This window comes from Phenylobacterium conjunctum, from assembly GCF_042679085.1.
GTDB classification, from domain to species: Bacteria; Pseudomonadota; Alphaproteobacteria; order Caulobacterales; family Caulobacteraceae; genus Phenylobacterium; species Phenylobacterium conjunctum.
This window is the reverse complement of the sequence record NZ_JBHTLQ010000073.1, coordinates 1-13,605: the sequence shown is the minus strand read 5'-3', so window position 1 is coordinate 13,605 and position 13,605 is coordinate 1. Positions and strand designations below refer to the sequence as shown.

Sequence of the window (13,605 nt, the reverse complement as noted above, 5' to 3'; positions counted from 1 at the left end):
GCCATGGCCAGGGCCGCGAACCAGCAGGCCGAGGCCGCCGCGCCGCAGAAGCCCGCGCCCAGGGACTGCCGCCAGGAGGCCGCCACAGCGCGCAGGGCGGCCGGCCGCCAGATCGCCAGGGCCGAGCCCAGCAGCAGGGTCTGGTAGGTCTGGGCCACCACCACCCCCGCCGTCGCCGCGAAGATCGGATGCTGCGGCTCCAGCGCCAGCCCCGCCTGACGATAGCCATTCAGGGCGAAGGCGAAGGCCAGGCCCGACGCCAGGCCGAACAGGGAGCCCAGCGTCGCCCCGCGGGTGTCCTCGGGCTTTGGCCAGGACAGGACCGCCAGACCCAAGGTCGTGGCCGCGATCCCCGCCCACTTCGCCCCACCCAGGGCGTCGTGAAACAGCACCAGCCCCACCACCGCGCCCAGCGGCAGGGAGGATTGCTGCATGAAGGTGGCCACCGCGAAGCCTGATCGATGCATGGCCAACAACAGGGCGGCCGTGGCCGCGACCTGGGCTGTCGCCCCGATCAGGATGGCGCTGAAGAACGGCCAGCCGAACTGCGGCTGCGCCCCGTGGGTCAACAGAGCGACCAGGGCGAAGATGCTGATCGAGAACGGCAGGCCGAACAGGAAGCGCACCAGGGTCGCGCCCCAAGGCCCGGCGTCACCGATCAGGCCACGCTGCAGCGCATTGCGCGCCACCTGCAGCGGCGCCGCCGCGGCGGTCAGGATGATCCAGAGCATGTCGAAACCCCACCCGCGCGCGTGGTGTCATCCCGGAAGGCGCGCAGCGCCTGACCGGGACCCAGACGCGCCGGGCCTTCAGGAGAAATGTGTGTTTATGGGTCCCGGTCTTCCCCTGGCGGGGAAACCGGGATGACACCTTGGCGCGCTTAGAACCCCGACGCGATCGCGTCAGGCGCGCTCTTTTCCTTGCGGGCGAAGAGGTTGTTCAGCGCGTTCACATAGGCCTTGGCCGACGCCGTCAGGGTGTCGGTGTCCGCCGCCTGGCCGGTGGCGATCCGGCCGTCCTCTTCGAGCCGCACCGAGACCTGAGCCTGGGCGTCCGTGCCTTCCGTCACCGCATGCACCTGGAACAGGCGCAGGATGGCGGTGTGCGGCACAACCTCGTGGATGGCGTTGAACACCGCGTCCACCGGGCCGTCGCCGGTGGCGGTGGCCGAGCGCTCGACGCCGTCGACCGTGACCGTCAGGTGGGCTTCCTGCGGGCCTTCGGTGCCGGCGATCACGCGCAGGTGCTTGACCTGGATGCGGTCCGCGCCCGAGGCCAGGGCGTCGTCCACCAGGGCCACAATGTCATCGTCGAAGACGTGCTTCTTCTTGTCGGCCAGGTCCTTGAAGCGCTGGAACGCCTCGTTCAGGGCGTTCTGGCCCAGCTCATAGCCCAGGGCCTTCAGCTTTTCACGGAAGGCGTGGCGGCCGGAGTGCTTGCCCATGACCAGGTTCGTGGCGCCCTGCCCCACGTCCTCCGGCTTCATGATCTCGTAGGTCTCGGCGTTCTTCAGCATCCCGTCCTGGTGTATGCCGCTCTCGTGGGCGAAGGCGTTCTTGCCGACGATGGCCTTGTTGAACTGCACCGGGAAGCCGGTGATCGCCGAGACGTAGCGGCTGGCCCGGGTGATGTGCAGGGGCTCGACCGCGGTGTGGAAGGGCAGACGGTCGCCGCGCACCTTCAGCGCCATGACGATCTCTTCCAGGGCCGCGTTGCCCGCGCGCTCACCGATGCCATTGATGGCGCACTCGATCTGGCGCGCGCCGCCCTGGACGCCGGCGATGGAGTTGGCCACGGCCAGGCCCAGGTCGTTGTGGCAGTGGGTGGAGAAGATCACCTTGTCGGCGCCCGGCACGTTCTCGATCACGTCCCGGAACAGGTCGGCGTATTCCGACGGATAGGTGTAGCCCACCGTGTCGGGCAGGTTGATCGTGGTGGCGCCGGCCTTGATGGCCGCCTCCACGGACCGCAGCAGGAAGTCGCGCTCGGTGCGGGTGGCGTCTTCGGCCGACCATTCCACGTCGCCGCACAGGTTGCGGGCCAGCGACACGGACTTGGTGATCATCTCCAGGACCGTTTCCGGCTCCATCTGCAGCTTCCACTTCATGTGGACCGGGCTGGTGGAGATGAAGGTGTGGATGCGGCCGCGCTTGGCCGGGCGGATCGCCTCGGCGCAGCGCTCGATATCGGCGGCGCCGGCGCGGGCCAGGCCGCAGACGGTGCTCTCGGAAACGATCTCCGCGACGGCGCGGACGGCCTCGAAGTCACCGTTGGAGGCGATGGGGAAGCCGGCCTCGATCACGTCGACCCGCATTTCCTCGAGGATCTTCGCCAACTCCAGCTTTTCTTCCAGCGACATGGACGCGCCGGGCGACTGCTCGCCGTCACGCATGGTGGTGTCAAAGATGATGACGCGGTCGCGTTCGTCGCGAGCCGGGGCGGGATCGTTGGCGGATACGGTCATGATGTAGTCTCTCTTCGCGGGGTTCTCTTAAGGCGCTTGGACGGATGGGTCATCCCCTGAAGCGCCCGGCCGCGAAGATGCGCAGCCTAGTAAGGCGCCCAGGGGCGGCTAAGCCCCAGCGAGAGAAGAAGCAGGCTGTTCGACTGCGTACGCATAGGAGACCTCATACTGAATCAGGGCTCATTCCGCAACAGCCTTGCGTCAGGCGGCGCTCAGGGCCTCGACTTCGGCAAGAACCTTGCGCACGGCGGGCCGCTCGCCCATCCGCGCGAAATGCTCCATCACCTTCGGATAGGGCGCGGAGTCCACGCCATCGCGCGCAAGCCAGCTGGTCAGCACATAGAGGTAAGGGTCGGCCAGGCTGTAGTCTTGCCCCATCACCCACGGCCCCTTGAACATGTGGGCCTCGATCAGGTCGAAGCATTCGGCGACGTTCAGGGGCGCCTTGCGGCGCATGTCTTCGATGGCCTCGGGCGCGTCGGCCCAGCGATAGCCACGATGCCGGTGCGCGGCGGCCGGGTGCACGGTGCCGCACAGATAGATGTTGAAGGCCAGCATCTCGGCGAAGGCGAAGGGCTCGTCAGGCACCAGCTTCGCCGCCGGATGGGTCTGGGCGATGTAGGTCATGATCGCCGGGGCCTCGGTCAGGATCCCTTGCGGGGTCTCCAGGGCCGGCACCCGCGACTTCGGATTGATGGCCAGGTAGTCCGGCGCGCGCTGGGCGTTGGTCATGAAGTCGACCTTCACCAGCTCATACGCCGCGCCAGCCTCCGCCAGGGCGATGTGACAGGCCAGGCCAATGGTCTTGGGAAAGGTGTAGAGCTTCAGCATGGGCCTCAAGCCTCCGTTTGGGTCGCGTCCTCGGCTTCGCGGGACTTCAGCCAGCGCCGGGCGAACCAGCCGAAGGCGATCCAGATCGCGGCGATGGCGACCAGCCCGCCGACATGCTTGATCCCGCCGCCGCTCATGGCCGCGACGATGGAATTGCCGGCGAAGGCCGTCAGGGCGATCTTCGGGATGATGCCGATGGCCGTGCCCGCGGCGAAGTCGATGACGCGCATAGGCGTCACGCCGGCCGCCATGTTGACGACGATGAAGGGCGCTGACGGCACCAGCCGCACGATCAGGCTGGCGAGGAAGCCGTTGCGGCCAACCATGTCCATGAACCGCCGCACGCTCTCGCCGGAGAAGGTCTCGAGCGTCTTCGCCCCCGCCATCCGCCCCAGGTAGAAGCCGACCAGGGACGAGACCATGGTCCCGATCCAGCTGTAGGCGAAGCCGGTCCAGGCCCCGAAGGCCACCACGGCGGCGGCGATCAACACGAACTGCGGAACGCCGATGAAGGCCAGCAGGGCGAAGGCGCTGACGGCGATGGGCAGCGACCAGGGGCCGCTCGCCGCGCCCAGCCAGTTCTGCACCGTGGCCTCGCCATTGAACCCCAGCACCTGGGCCCCGAACAGGAAGACCAGGCCGACGCCGCCGAACAGCACGAAGGACACCAGAAGGGTCCGCCAGGCCTTGGCGTCCATTTCGGTCAGGAAGCGCAGGATGCGACGCATGCCCGCTCCGTCGCCCTTTCGGGGGGTTGCGTCAAGCGTAGCCGGCAATCGCGGCTTTGCCTCTTCGCGCCCTTCGGCTAAACCCGCGCCCGTTCCTTCAAACCTCGACCGGGAGTCACCCCGCTATGTCGCTCGAATCCGCCGCGCTGTCTCGCGTTAAGCCCTCCGCCACCCTGGCGGCGGACGCGAAAGCCCGCGAACTGAAAGCGCAGGGCCGAAACGTGATCTCCCTCGCCGCGGGCGAGCCGGATTTCGACACCCCCGAGAACGTCAAGGAAGCCGCCATCAAGGCGATCCGCGACGGCAAGACCAAGTACACCAACGTCGACGGCATTCCGGAGCTCAAGGAAGCCATCGTCGCCAAGTTCCAGCGCGAGAACGGCCTGACCTACAAGACCAGCCAGGTGAACGTCTCGCCCGGCGGCAAGCCGGTGATCTGGAACGCCATGATCGCCACCCTGTCGCCCGGCGACGAGGTGATCATCCCGACGCCCTACTGGGTCAGCTACTGGGATATCGTGCTGCTGGCCGGCGGCGCGCCGGTCGCCGTGGCCACCACGGCAGACACCGGCTTCAAGCTGCAGGCCGCCGACCTGGAAGCTGCGATCACGCCCAAGACCAAGTGGGTGTTCCTGAACTCGCCGTCCAACCCGTCCGGCGCCGCCTACACCCGCGCTGAACTCAAGGCGATCGCCGACGTCCTGCTGCGCCACCCGCACGTGATGATCCTGACGGACGACATGTACGAGCACCTGGTGTTCGGCGACTTCGAGTTCACCACCATCGCCCAGGTCGAGCCGGCCCTCTACGACCGCACCCTGACCATGAACGGCGTGTCCAAGGCCTACGCCATGACTGGCTGGCGGATCGGCTATGCGGCCGGCCCTGAGCCGCTGATCAAGCTGATGGCCAAGGTCATGAGCCAGACCACCTCCAACCCCTGCTCGATCTCGCAGTGGGCGGCGGTGGAAGCCCTGAACGGCACCCAGGAGTTCATCAAGCCGAACGCCAAGCTGTTCGAAGGCCGCCGCGACCTGGTGGTCTCCATGCTGAACCAGGCCCAGGGCATCCACTGCCCGACGCCGGAAGGCGCCTTCTACGTCTATCCGTCGGTTGAAAAGCTGCTCGGCAAGACCGCCCCCTCGGGCAAGGTCATCCAGAACGACCAGGACTTCGCGGTCGAACTGCTGGAGCAGGAAGGCGTCTCGGTGGTGTTCGGCGCGGCCTTCGGCCTCTCGCCCTTCTTCCGCATCAGCTACGCGACCTCGAACGCGGTGCTGGAAGACGCCTGCGGCCGCATCCAGCGCTTCTGCGCCAACCTGAAGTAAGCCAGCACTCCCCCTCTCCCCGCGTGCGGGGAGAGGGGTTCGCTCCCGCCTAGTGCTTCTCGCGCCAGGCCGCCTTGGCGGCGTCCTTGGTCATGCTCAGGCAGACCTTGTCGTCCTCGACGTGATCGACCCAGGTCAGCGGGATCAGGTGGTGCTTGAAGCCTGATCCCAGGTCGAGCATGGCCAGCTCGATCTCGGTCCCGGCCACCTTGTCGACCCGGCCCACGTGACCACCGTCCGACCCGACCACTTCCATGTGTTCGCGGATGTTTTCACCCATCACCATAGCTGTATCTCCTTGTCTGGGGTTCGGGGTGGAAACGCCCTTCCTGTCCAAGAGTTCATGGCGCAGCTCGCCCAGCCCGCGCTAATCTGGCCCGAGCCCCGGAGCCGCCCATGCGCCACAGCCGCCCCCTCCTCGCCCTCGCCTGCGCGCTCGCCTTCGCCCTGCCGGCCCAGGCGGCGGTGGACGCCAAGCTCAGCCCTGACCAGGTGACGATCACCGACGACGGCAAGCCCGTCCTGGTCTACCGCGCCCGCACGGCCGACCCCGCCCAGCCCGGTCGCCTGAACTACATCCACCCGCTCTATGCGCCGGACGGGACCGCCCTGACCGAAGACGGTCCCGCCGACCATCCCCACCAGCGCGGCGTCTTCTGGGCCTGGCACCAGGTGAAGCTGAACGGCCAGCCGGCAGCGGACGGCTGGTTCATGACCGGCCTGACCTATTTCGTGAAAGGCCAGAAGTTCCAGGGCCAGACCGATGGCTCCGGCGTGCTCACCGTCGACCTCGACTGGATGGTCTCCAAGGACGGGGAGCTGGTCTATGTCGCCAGCGAGACGACGAAGATCACCGTCCATCCCCTGGACAAGGGCGGCCGCACCCTCGACTTCGACACGGCCATCACGCCCAAGGTCGACGGCCTGTCCCTGGGCGGCAGCGATGACGCCAAGGGCTATGGCGGGTTCTCCATCCGCCTCGTGCGCCCCGACCAGCTGACCTTCGCCTCCCAGGGCAAGGTCGTTCAGCCCCAGGTGGGCCAGGTCTCGGCTGGATCGTCCATGGGCTTCACCTGGCCGGCCAGCGCCGGCTATCCCGCCTGGGCTGTGGGCCTGGCCTGCAAGGCCAATGGCCAGCCGATCACCCAGTGGATCCTGCGCCGGGAGCTTTCCATGCAGAACTGCGCCTTCCCCGGCCGCGTCCCGGTCCAGCTGACCAAGGGCCAGCCCCTGCGCCTGCAGGCCGCCATCGTCATCCAGCCCCGGAAGGCGCCATGACCGAGATCGTCAACTTCAACAAGGCCCGCAAGGCGGCGCAGAAGACCCAGGCCAAGGCCGAGGCCGCCGCCAACCGCGCCAAGTTCGGCCGCACCAAGGGCGAGAAGCAGGCCCAGGCGCTGGAGCGCGACAAGGGCGTGAAGCTGCTCGACGGCGCCAAGCGCGAAGATCGCTGAAAATGAAAAGGCGGGGGAGGCTCGACTCTCCCCCGCCCCTCTAGTCCGCCGCCAAGGGAACTGGCTTCGGCGGGTTCAGGCCGCCTTCCGCATGGACGGGTGCACGAGGTCGCGCAGGTCCTGGGGGATGGCGTTGTAGTGGGTCGCCGGCGTGATCTTCAGCCGGCGGCGAGCGGCGTCCAGCGGCTCGTTCAGAATGACGTCGTAGTCCTCAGCCGGCAGCCAGGCCGCCGCGCGGCCGCGCTGATAGCCCTGCCAGATCGCCCGCACATAGGGCTGCTTCGGCGCGCGCTTGGTCTTGGAGCGCAGGGCCGCCACCACGGCGATGAAGGCCCAGCCCAGCCCGCCCGTCTGGGCGTAGGAGAAGGCCACCAGGCAGGCCTCGCCCAGGGCGTCGCGGTGATAGCCGCTCAGGATGTGCCAGATGTCGTGGGTGTCGCGGATCCGGCGGCCGAACCAGGCGTGGGGGTGCGCGACGTCGATCGCCTCGCCGCCGTCGCGGCTGACCTGCACCAGGCCGTCGGCCGACAGGTTCTCGGCCCGGATGAAGTCGCGATAGGCCGCGCCGACCGTGCCGGGCGCGAAGCTGTCCAGCCAGGCGTCGTCCATCAGCCGCTTGGCCAGTTCCTGCCGCTCATAGGCGATGCGGCCGCCCTGAAGAGTGGTCAGCATACGGGCGTAGCCGTCGGCCACCGACTTGCCGTTCAGGGCCTTCATGATCTCGAAGACCTGAAGAGTGTCTTCCTTGTTTTTCAACAGCTTGCGCACGGCGCGGAACGCCGCCGGCCAGTCCAGGCGGGGCTTAGGCAGCGGGCGTTGGGCCGGCGACAGGTCGATCACGGTGGCGGTCATGGGCAAACTCCATAACTGAACAGTGCTCGGATACAAAATGACGGATGTGTCATCTTTATTTCAACCGCGTGAGCGCTTGCCAAGCCCCGTTTTGAGGGAGACTAGACATCTCATGCCCCGCTTAAAGAAGCGCTCGATCCTGCTGGCCGGCCACGCCACCTCGCTCGCCCTGGAGCCGGAGTTCTGGGCCGTGCTGGACGAGATGGCGGCGGCCGAGGGCCTAAGCCTCGCCGGCCTCATCGCCCGCCTCGACCAGACCCGCGCCGAAGCCCCCCTCGCCTCCGCCTGCCGGGTGGCGGCGCTGCGGTTCGCGCAGGGGCGCTAAACTCCCCGCAACCAAGACCGTCATGGCCGGCCTTGTGCCGGCCACCCATACGCGCCTGATCCTGCAAGTCGGAGTTCATGGGTGGCCGGGACAAGCCCGGCCATGACGGTAATTGAGGTGTTCAGCGCGGCGCAGGGATCGGCGGATCCGGCAGCTTAGGCCCATCCGGCAAGGGCGCCTTGGGCAGTTCCAGGGACACCTTCACCGGGCTCTCCACCCGCCGCGCCGACCAGGCGAAATAGGCCCCCGCCGCCAAGGCCAGGGCCACGATGGCGACGATCAGGGCCAGGATCGATCCACGTCCGGATGAGCGCGCCATGGCGGCCTCCTTCGTTCGATGCGTCCCCTCGTCCAAGCCTAACATGGAAATGCGTGCGAGCGTTCCTCACGGACTTAAGCCCGCGCGCGTCTGTGCTACATATGTTCCGATGTCTGCGCCTGAATCATACAACGACCACCTGCCCCAGCCCCGCGTCAGCGACCTCGCGCGCATGCGGGGGCCTGACTATCTCGACGGTCTGAACACCGAGCAGCGCCAGGCGGTAGAGGCCACCGACGGCCCCGTGCTGGTGCTGGCCGGGGCCGGCACCGGCAAGACGCGGGTGCTGACCACGCGCCTGGCCCACATCCTGGCCACCGGCCGGGCCAAGCCGTGGGAGCTGCTGGCGGTCACCTTCACCAACAAGGCCGCGCGCGAGATGCGCGAGCGGATCACCCACATCATCGGTCCCCAGGCCGAGGGCCTGCGCTGGCTGGGCACCTTCCACGCCATCGCCGCCCAGATCCTGCGCCGCCACGCCGAGCTGGTGGGCTTGAAGTCCAACTACACCATCCTCGACACCGACGATCAGGAGCGCCTGATCAAGCAGCTGCTGGAAGCCGAGAACATCGACGCCAAGCGCTGGACGCCCAAGACCCTGGCCGGCCTGATCGACCACTGGAAGAACCGCGGCTGGACGCCGGAGAAGCTGCCCCCCGCCGAGGGCGCGCACTTCGCCAACAACAAGGGCCAGCGGCTCTACAGCCTCTACCAGGAGCGCCTGCGGGTGCTGAACGCCTGCGACTTCGGCGACCTGTTGCTGCACAACCTGACCATCTTCTTAGGCCACCCGGACGTGCTCGCCGACTATCATGAGCGCTTCAAGTACGTGCTGGTGGACGAGTACCAGGACACCAACGTCGCCCAGTACCTGTGGCTGCGCCTGCTGGCCCAGAAGCGCCAGAACGTCTGCTGCGTGGGCGATGACGATCAGTCGATCTATGGCTGGCGCGGCGCCGAGGTGGACAACATCCTGCGCTTCGAGCGCGACTTCCCAGGCGCCACCGTCATCCGCCTGGAGCGCAACTACCGCTCCACCAGCCACATCCTGGCCGCCGCCTCCGGCCTGATCGCCGCCAACAAGGGCCGATTGGGCAAGACCCTGTGGACTGACCAGAACGGCGGTGAAAAGGTCATCGTCCGCGGGGTCTGGGACGGCGAGGCCGAGAGCCGCCTGATCGCCGACGAGATCGAGCGCGCCCACCGCGGCTCCACCGAGCGCGATCCGCGCAAGTACCGCGACATGGCCATCCTGGTCCGCGCCTCGTTCCAGATGCGCGCCTTCGAAGAGCGGTTCGTGCTCCTGTCGATCCCCTACACGGTGGTCGGCGGCCCGCGCTTCTTCGAGCGGGCCGAAATCCGCGACGCCCACGCCTATCTGCGCCTGATCCAGTCCCAGGACGACGACCTGGCCTTCGAGCGCATCGTCAACCAGCCCAAGCGCGGCATCGGCGACACCACCGTCCAGAAGCTCTTGCAGATCGCCCGGCTGAACGGCGTCACCGCCTTCTCGGCGGCCAGCCAGCTGGTGCTGACCGACGAGCTGCCGGCCCGCACCCGCACGGCGCTCGCCAACTTCCTGCGCGACATCCTGCGCTGGCGCGGCCTGGTCGAGACCCTGCCCCTGCCCCGCCTGCTCGAACAGGTGCTGGAGGAGGCCGGCTATACGGACATGCTGCGCCTGGACAAGACGCCCACGGCCCAGACCCGGCTGGAGAACCTGAAGGAACTGGTCCAGTCCGTCGCCAACTTCGAAAACCTCCAGGCCTATCTGGAGCACGTCTCCCTGGTCATGGACCTCGACCGCGGGCCCCAGGCCGACGCCGTCCAGATCATGACCCTCCACTCAGCAAAGGGGCTGGAGTTCCCCCTGGTCTTCCTGCCCGGCTGGGAGGAAGGCGTCTTCCCGTCCCAGCGCAGCATCGACGAGAAGGGCGAGAAGGGCCTCGAGGAGGAGCGGCGGCTGGCCTATGTCGGCATCACCCGCGCCCGCGAGGAGGCCCGCATCTCCTTCGTCGCCAACCGCCAGGTCTATGGCCGCTGGACCAGCCAGCTGCCCTCGCGCTTCGTCGACGAACTGCCGCTCGCCAATGTCGAGGCCAGTTCCGAGACCGGCTATTACGGCGGCGGCCCCGGCATGCAGCAGCACGGCAGCCGCTGGGACGAAACCCCGTCCTTCGGCGCCGGCTATTCCTCGCCCGGCTGGAAGCGCGCCCAGGAGCGGAACTACAAGGGCGGTCATCCTGGCCGCCAACAGGTGATCGAGGGCGAAGGCCGGCTGGTCGCCGTCTCCGAGCCCTCCGCCTCCGGCAAGTTCCAACGCGGCGACCGGGTCTTCCACCAGAAGTTCGGCTACGGCCAGGTGAAGTCCATCGAGGGCAACAAGCTCACCGTCGCCTTCGACAAGGCCGGCGAGAAGAAGGTCATCGACAGCTTCGTGGAGAAGGGCTGAGGCTTTCCAGCCTGTGGGCGACTGCCTAAGGTCCCGTCAGATTTAATCCATAGGACGCCCCATGCCCCAGATCGCCGCCAACGGCCTGACCTTCGAATATGACGCCCACGGCCCCGAGGACGGTGAGCCCTTGGTCCTGATCATGGGCCTGGGCGCCCAGATGATCGCCTGGCCGATGGAGCTGGTGGAGGCCCTGGTCGCCCGCGGCCACCGGGTGGTGCGCTATGACAATCGCGATGTCGGCCTGTCGCAGAAGCTGGACCATGCCGGCCTGCCCGACATGCCCAAGGTCTACCAGGCCCTGATGACCGGGCAGAAGCCGGACGTCCCCTACATCCTGTCCGACATGGCCGCTGACGCCGCTGGCGTGATGGACGCCCTGGGCATCGACCGCGCCCACATCGTCGGCGCCTCCATGGGCGGGATGATCGCCCAGATGGTCGCCGCCGAACATCCGCACCGGGTGCTGTCCCTGACCTCGATCATGTCGACCACCGGCAACCCCGCCCTGCCCCCGGCCAAGCCGGAGGCCATGGAGCGCCTGACCAACCGTGGTCCCGATCCGGCCGTCGATCTGGAGGCCTTCCTCGACCACGGGCTTGAGGGCTCCAAGGTCCTGGCCGGTCCGTCGTTTGATGAGGACGTCGCCGAGGTCCGCGCCCGCCTGCGCGCCACCTATGAGCGGTCCTTCTATCCGGCCGGCTTCGCCCGCCAGATGGCGGCCATCGTCGCCAGCGGCGACCGCCGCGCGGCCCTGGCCTCGATCACCGCCCCCACCGTGGTCATCCACGGCGAGGACGACCCCCTGGTCCAGCCCACCGGCGGCCATGACACCGCCGCCGTGATCCCCGGCGCCGAGCTGCACCTGGTGCCGGCCATGGGCCACAACCTGCCTAAGCGGGTGATCCCGACCATCGCCGACCTGATCGGCCGGGCGACGACCCGGGCCTCGGCGACGGCCTGACCGCCCATCGGCGCGGCGCCTGGGCCACAGGCGCCGCGATTTCCGCAACCGGGCTGAACCCTTGGCGGCGACGCGCGCTATAGGACGCGTCATGGATCCCGAACGGCTCAAAGTCCTGTTCGCCGGCGTCGCCGCGTCGGCCGCGCTTGGCCTCCTGTTGGGGGACCTGATGACGCCGGACTTCATCACCCTGGCGGAGCAGCAGGCCACCGAGCCCCTGCCCCAGATCCCGGTTCCCCGCCGCGCCCAGGCCATGGCCGGCGAGATCGCCGCCGAGTGGACCAGCCTGACCGGCGACATCCCCGACTATGTGATCGGCACGGACTGGACCCAACCCGGCGCCCTGGCCCTCGCGCCGGAGCCCCAGGACACCCCACCTCCAGAGCCGCCCCCCGCGCCGGAGCCCGCCGCGGCGCCCTCGCCCGCCGCCGCCCAGGCCCTGGCGCGCGATCAGGCGGATCTGAAGACCCAGCCGGCCTTCCCTTCACAGGGGGGCGGCATCCTCGCCGGGCTCGAGCCTCGACCGGCCTCCGTGAACTGACGCCCCCTCGCCTTTCGCGGCTTCAGGCTCTACAGGGGGGCGCATGACCGACGACGCCGTCCAGATCATCGCCCGCGGCCCCCGTGCGGAGGCTGAAGCCGCCGCCGCCGCCATCGATTCCGACATCGCCCTGGAAGGCGCGACCTACTCGATCCTGGAGGAGGACGAGGACCACGACGTCTGGCGCATCGACGCCTTCCCCACCAGCGCCGAGGAGATCGACGCGCTGACCGCCCGGCTGGCCGAATACCCCAAGCTGAAGGTGGTGGTGGAGAAGCTGGCCGACGCCGACTGGCTGGCCATGGCCCTGTCGGGCCTGCCGCCGGTGCGCGCGGGCCGGTTCTTCATCTTCGGCGCCCATGACCGCGGCCGCGCCCCGGTCAACGCCATCAACCTGCGCATCGAGGCGGGCGCCGCCTTCGGCACCGGCCACCACGGCACCACGGTCGGCTGCCTGATCGCCTACAACGACCTGTTGAAGGCCCGCGGCTTCAAGCGCGTGCTGGACGTGGGCTGCGGCACCGGCGTGCTGGCCATCGCCGCCGCCCGGACCGGCTCCCCCGTCGCCGTCGGCACCGACATCGACAAGCCCTCGGTCCGCATCGCCGCCGAGAACGCCAAGCTCAACAAGGCTCCCGCTCGCTTCGTCCACGCCTCGGGCCTGGGTCACCGGGCGGTGCGCGAGCAGGCGCCCTACGACCTGGTGTTCGCCAACATCCTGGCCCCGCCGCTGGTGGCCCTGGCCCAGGATATCAAGGGCGCCTTGGTCCCAGGCGGGATCGCCATCCTGTCGGGCCTGCTGCGCACCCAGGAGCGCCGGGTGCTGGCCGCCTATCGCTCGCGCGGCTTCAAGCTCGTCCGCCGCATCCACCGCGACGCCTGGGCCGCCCTGGTGCTCCAGCGCCCCTGAGGCTCCAGGAACCCTCTGCGCAAGCGCGGCGTTGATCCGGCCATCGGCGGGCTTTCCCGCCCCTGGAGAGGATGACGCCCATGCGCCCGGAAGACGAACGCATCACCACCGACCCGATGACCGGAACCACCGTCCGGGAAGTCCATCACCGCAGCGGAAACAGCGGCTGGTGGATCGCCGCCCTCGTCGCCATCGTGGCGATCCTGGGCATCGTGTTCATGACCAACAATCGCAACACCCAGGCGGAGTTGCAGGCCGCCCAGGACCAGGGCCGCGCCTCGGCCATGATCGACAACGCGACCCAGGAGGCCCGCGAAGCCGCGGCAAGCGCCAGCGCCGCCTCGTCGCAGGCCGTGGACAGCATGGCCGCGGCCAGCCAGTCCGCCGCCGACAGCGCCAAGGCCGCCGCGGACCGCACGGCGCAAGCCGCTCAGTCG

At 68.6% G+C, this 13,605-nt stretch carries 16 protein-coding genes; 9 read left to right on the top strand and 7 right to left on the bottom strand.

The genetic code is table 11. The features are described 5' to 3' along the window. The 4 genes from ACFQ27_RS19110 to ACFQ27_RS19095 form a co-directional block, all read right to left on the bottom strand. Nucleotides 1-731, bottom strand: a 731-nt coding sequence (locus tag ACFQ27_RS19110) for an EamA/RhaT family transporter (RefSeq protein ID WP_377354699.1), incomplete at its 3' end; no start/stop codon positions are given. A 149-nt stretch (nucleotides 732-880) separates the two neighbouring features. Continuing rightward, nucleotides 881-2,464 carry a 2-isopropylmalate synthase gene (locus ACFQ27_RS19105; RefSeq protein ID WP_374344844.1) on the bottom strand — a complete coding sequence of 528 codons (1,584 nt, stop codon included), beginning with the start codon at nucleotides 2,462-2,464 and terminating at the stop codon, nucleotides 881-883. A 201-nt stretch (nucleotides 2,465-2,665) separates the two neighbouring features. Beyond that, nucleotides 2,666-3,295, bottom strand: a complete 630-nt coding sequence (locus ACFQ27_RS19100) for a glutathione S-transferase family protein (RefSeq protein WP_374344845.1) — start codon at nucleotides 3,293-3,295, stop codon at nucleotides 2,666-2,668. 5 nt (nucleotides 3,296-3,300) lie between these two features. After that, nucleotides 3,301-4,023 carry a TVP38/TMEM64 family protein gene (locus ACFQ27_RS19095; RefSeq protein ID WP_374344846.1) on the bottom strand — a complete coding sequence of 241 codons (723 nt, stop codon included), beginning with the start codon at nucleotides 4,021-4,023 and terminating at the stop codon, nucleotides 3,301-3,303. 125 nt (nucleotides 4,024-4,148) lie between these two features. Between ACFQ27_RS19095 and ACFQ27_RS19090 the strand changes: the two genes are divergently transcribed. Next, nucleotides 4,149-5,351, top strand: coding sequence for a pyridoxal phosphate-dependent aminotransferase (locus tag ACFQ27_RS19090; protein ID WP_374344847.1), 1,203 nt, complete (start codon nucleotides 4,149-4,151; stop codon nucleotides 5,349-5,351). Nucleotides 5,352-5,400: 49 nt separating this feature from the next. Here the strand turns inward: ACFQ27_RS19090 and ACFQ27_RS19085 are convergent, their stop codons facing one another. Then, complete coding sequence (locus ACFQ27_RS19085; protein ID WP_377354698.1) at nucleotides 5,401-5,637, bottom strand: DUF2171 domain-containing protein; 237 nt, start codon at nucleotides 5,635-5,637, stop codon at nucleotides 5,401-5,403. A gap of 110 nt (nucleotides 5,638-5,747) precedes the next feature. Here ACFQ27_RS19085 and ACFQ27_RS19080 point away from each other — a divergent pair, with 110 nt between their 5' ends. Beyond that, nucleotides 5,748-6,629: a DUF6807 family protein gene (locus ACFQ27_RS19080; protein WP_377354697.1), complete on the top strand. Its 882-nt coding sequence runs from the start codon at nucleotides 5,748-5,750 to the stop codon at nucleotides 6,627-6,629. Next, nucleotides 6,626-6,805 carry a DUF4169 family protein gene (locus tag ACFQ27_RS19075; RefSeq protein ID WP_377354696.1) on the top strand — a complete coding sequence of 60 codons (180 nt, stop codon included), beginning with the start codon at nucleotides 6,626-6,628 and terminating at the stop codon, nucleotides 6,803-6,805. The genes ACFQ27_RS19080 and ACFQ27_RS19075 overlap by 4 nt, the downstream gene beginning before the upstream one ends. A gap of 75 nt (nucleotides 6,806-6,880) precedes the next feature. On the opposite strand, the gene ACFQ27_RS19070 is transcribed toward ACFQ27_RS19075, so the two are convergent. Then, entirely contained in the window at nucleotides 6,881-7,657 is a 777-nt protein-coding gene (locus ACFQ27_RS19070) for a Coq4 family protein (RefSeq protein ID WP_374344852.1), read from the bottom strand. A 112-nt stretch (nucleotides 7,658-7,769) separates the two neighbouring features. On the opposite strand from ACFQ27_RS19070, the gene ACFQ27_RS19065 reads away from it, so the two are divergent. Continuing rightward, nucleotides 7,770-7,982 carry a ribbon-helix-helix domain-containing protein gene (locus ACFQ27_RS19065; RefSeq protein ID WP_374344853.1) on the top strand — a complete coding sequence of 71 codons (213 nt, stop codon included), beginning with the start codon at nucleotides 7,770-7,772 and terminating at the stop codon, nucleotides 7,980-7,982. A 121-nt stretch (nucleotides 7,983-8,103) separates the two neighbouring features. Here the strand turns inward: ACFQ27_RS19065 and ACFQ27_RS19060 are convergent, their stop codons facing one another. After that, nucleotides 8,104-8,301 (bottom strand): hypothetical protein, encoded by a 198-nt coding sequence (locus ACFQ27_RS19060; RefSeq protein ID WP_374344854.1) that lies wholly within the window; start codon nucleotides 8,299-8,301, stop codon nucleotides 8,104-8,106. Nucleotides 8,302-8,410: 109 nt separating this feature from the next. On the opposite strand from ACFQ27_RS19060, the gene ACFQ27_RS19055 reads away from it, so the two are divergent. The 5 genes from ACFQ27_RS19055 to ACFQ27_RS19035 form a co-directional block, all read left to right on the top strand. After that, nucleotides 8,411-10,753 (top strand): DUF3553 domain-containing protein, encoded by a 2,343-nt coding sequence (locus tag ACFQ27_RS19055; RefSeq protein ID WP_377354695.1) that lies wholly within the window; start codon nucleotides 8,411-8,413, stop codon nucleotides 10,751-10,753. Nucleotides 10,754-10,814: 61 nt separating this feature from the next. Then, complete coding sequence (locus tag ACFQ27_RS19050; protein WP_377354694.1) at nucleotides 10,815-11,717, top strand: alpha/beta fold hydrolase; 903 nt, start codon at nucleotides 10,815-10,817, stop codon at nucleotides 11,715-11,717. Nucleotides 11,718-11,808: 91 nt separating this feature from the next. Further along, nucleotides 11,809-12,258, top strand: coding sequence for a hypothetical protein (locus tag ACFQ27_RS19045; RefSeq protein ID WP_377354693.1), 450 nt, complete (start codon nucleotides 11,809-11,811; stop codon nucleotides 12,256-12,258). A 43-nt stretch (nucleotides 12,259-12,301) separates the two neighbouring features. After that, on the top strand, nucleotides 12,302-13,168 hold the full coding sequence (locus ACFQ27_RS19040) for a 50S ribosomal protein L11 methyltransferase (protein WP_374344858.1): 867 nt from the start codon (nucleotides 12,302-12,304) through the stop codon (nucleotides 13,166-13,168). 80 nt (nucleotides 13,169-13,248) lie between these two features. Further along, nucleotides 13,249-13,605 (top strand): hypothetical protein (locus ACFQ27_RS19035; RefSeq protein WP_377354691.1); only part of this gene is annotated, 357 nt, incomplete at its 3' end.

Excerpts from the sequence above, each read along its gene's own strand:
- ACFQ27_RS19100 (WP_374344845.1), bottom strand. The coding sequence starts at position 3,295 with ATGCTGAAGCTCTACACCTTTCCCAAGACCATTGGCCTGGCCTGTCAC.
- ACFQ27_RS19080 (WP_377354697.1), top strand. The coding sequence starts at position 5,748 with ATGCGCCACAGCCGCCCCCTCCTCGCCCTCGCCTGCGCGCTCGCCTTC.
- ACFQ27_RS19095 (WP_374344846.1), bottom strand. The coding sequence starts at position 4,023 with ATGCGTCGCATCCTGCGCTTCCTGACCGAAATGGACGCCAAGGCCTGG.
- ACFQ27_RS19045 (WP_377354693.1), top strand. The coding sequence starts at position 11,809 with ATGGATCCCGAACGGCTCAAAGTCCTGTTCGCCGGCGTCGCCGCGTCG.
- ACFQ27_RS19090 (WP_374344847.1), top strand. The coding sequence starts at position 4,149 with ATGTCGCTCGAATCCGCCGCGCTGTCTCGCGTTAAGCCCTCCGCCACC.
- ACFQ27_RS19040 (WP_374344858.1), top strand. The coding sequence starts at position 12,302 with ATGACCGACGACGCCGTCCAGATCATCGCCCGCGGCCCCCGTGCGGAG.
- ACFQ27_RS19070 (WP_374344852.1), bottom strand. The coding sequence starts at position 7,657 with ATGACCGCCACCGTGATCGACCTGTCGCCGGCCCAACGCCCGCTGCCT.
- ACFQ27_RS19075 (WP_377354696.1), top strand. The coding sequence starts at position 6,626 with ATGACCGAGATCGTCAACTTCAACAAGGCCCGCAAGGCGGCGCAGAAG.
- ACFQ27_RS19065 (WP_374344853.1), top strand. The coding sequence starts at position 7,770 with ATGCCCCGCTTAAAGAAGCGCTCGATCCTGCTGGCCGGCCACGCCACC.
- ACFQ27_RS19085 (WP_377354698.1), bottom strand. The coding sequence starts at position 5,637 with ATGGTGATGGGTGAAAACATCCGCGAACACATGGAAGTGGTCGGGTCG.
- ACFQ27_RS19055 (WP_377354695.1), top strand. The coding sequence starts at position 8,411 with ATGTCTGCGCCTGAATCATACAACGACCACCTGCCCCAGCCCCGCGTC.
- ACFQ27_RS19050 (WP_377354694.1), top strand. The coding sequence starts at position 10,815 with ATGCCCCAGATCGCCGCCAACGGCCTGACCTTCGAATATGACGCCCAC.
- ACFQ27_RS19060 (WP_374344854.1), bottom strand. The coding sequence starts at position 8,301 with ATGGCGCGCTCATCCGGACGTGGATCGATCCTGGCCCTGATCGTCGCC.
- ACFQ27_RS19105 (WP_374344844.1), bottom strand. The coding sequence starts at position 2,464 with ATGACCGTATCCGCCAACGATCCCGCCCCGGCTCGCGACGAACGCGAC.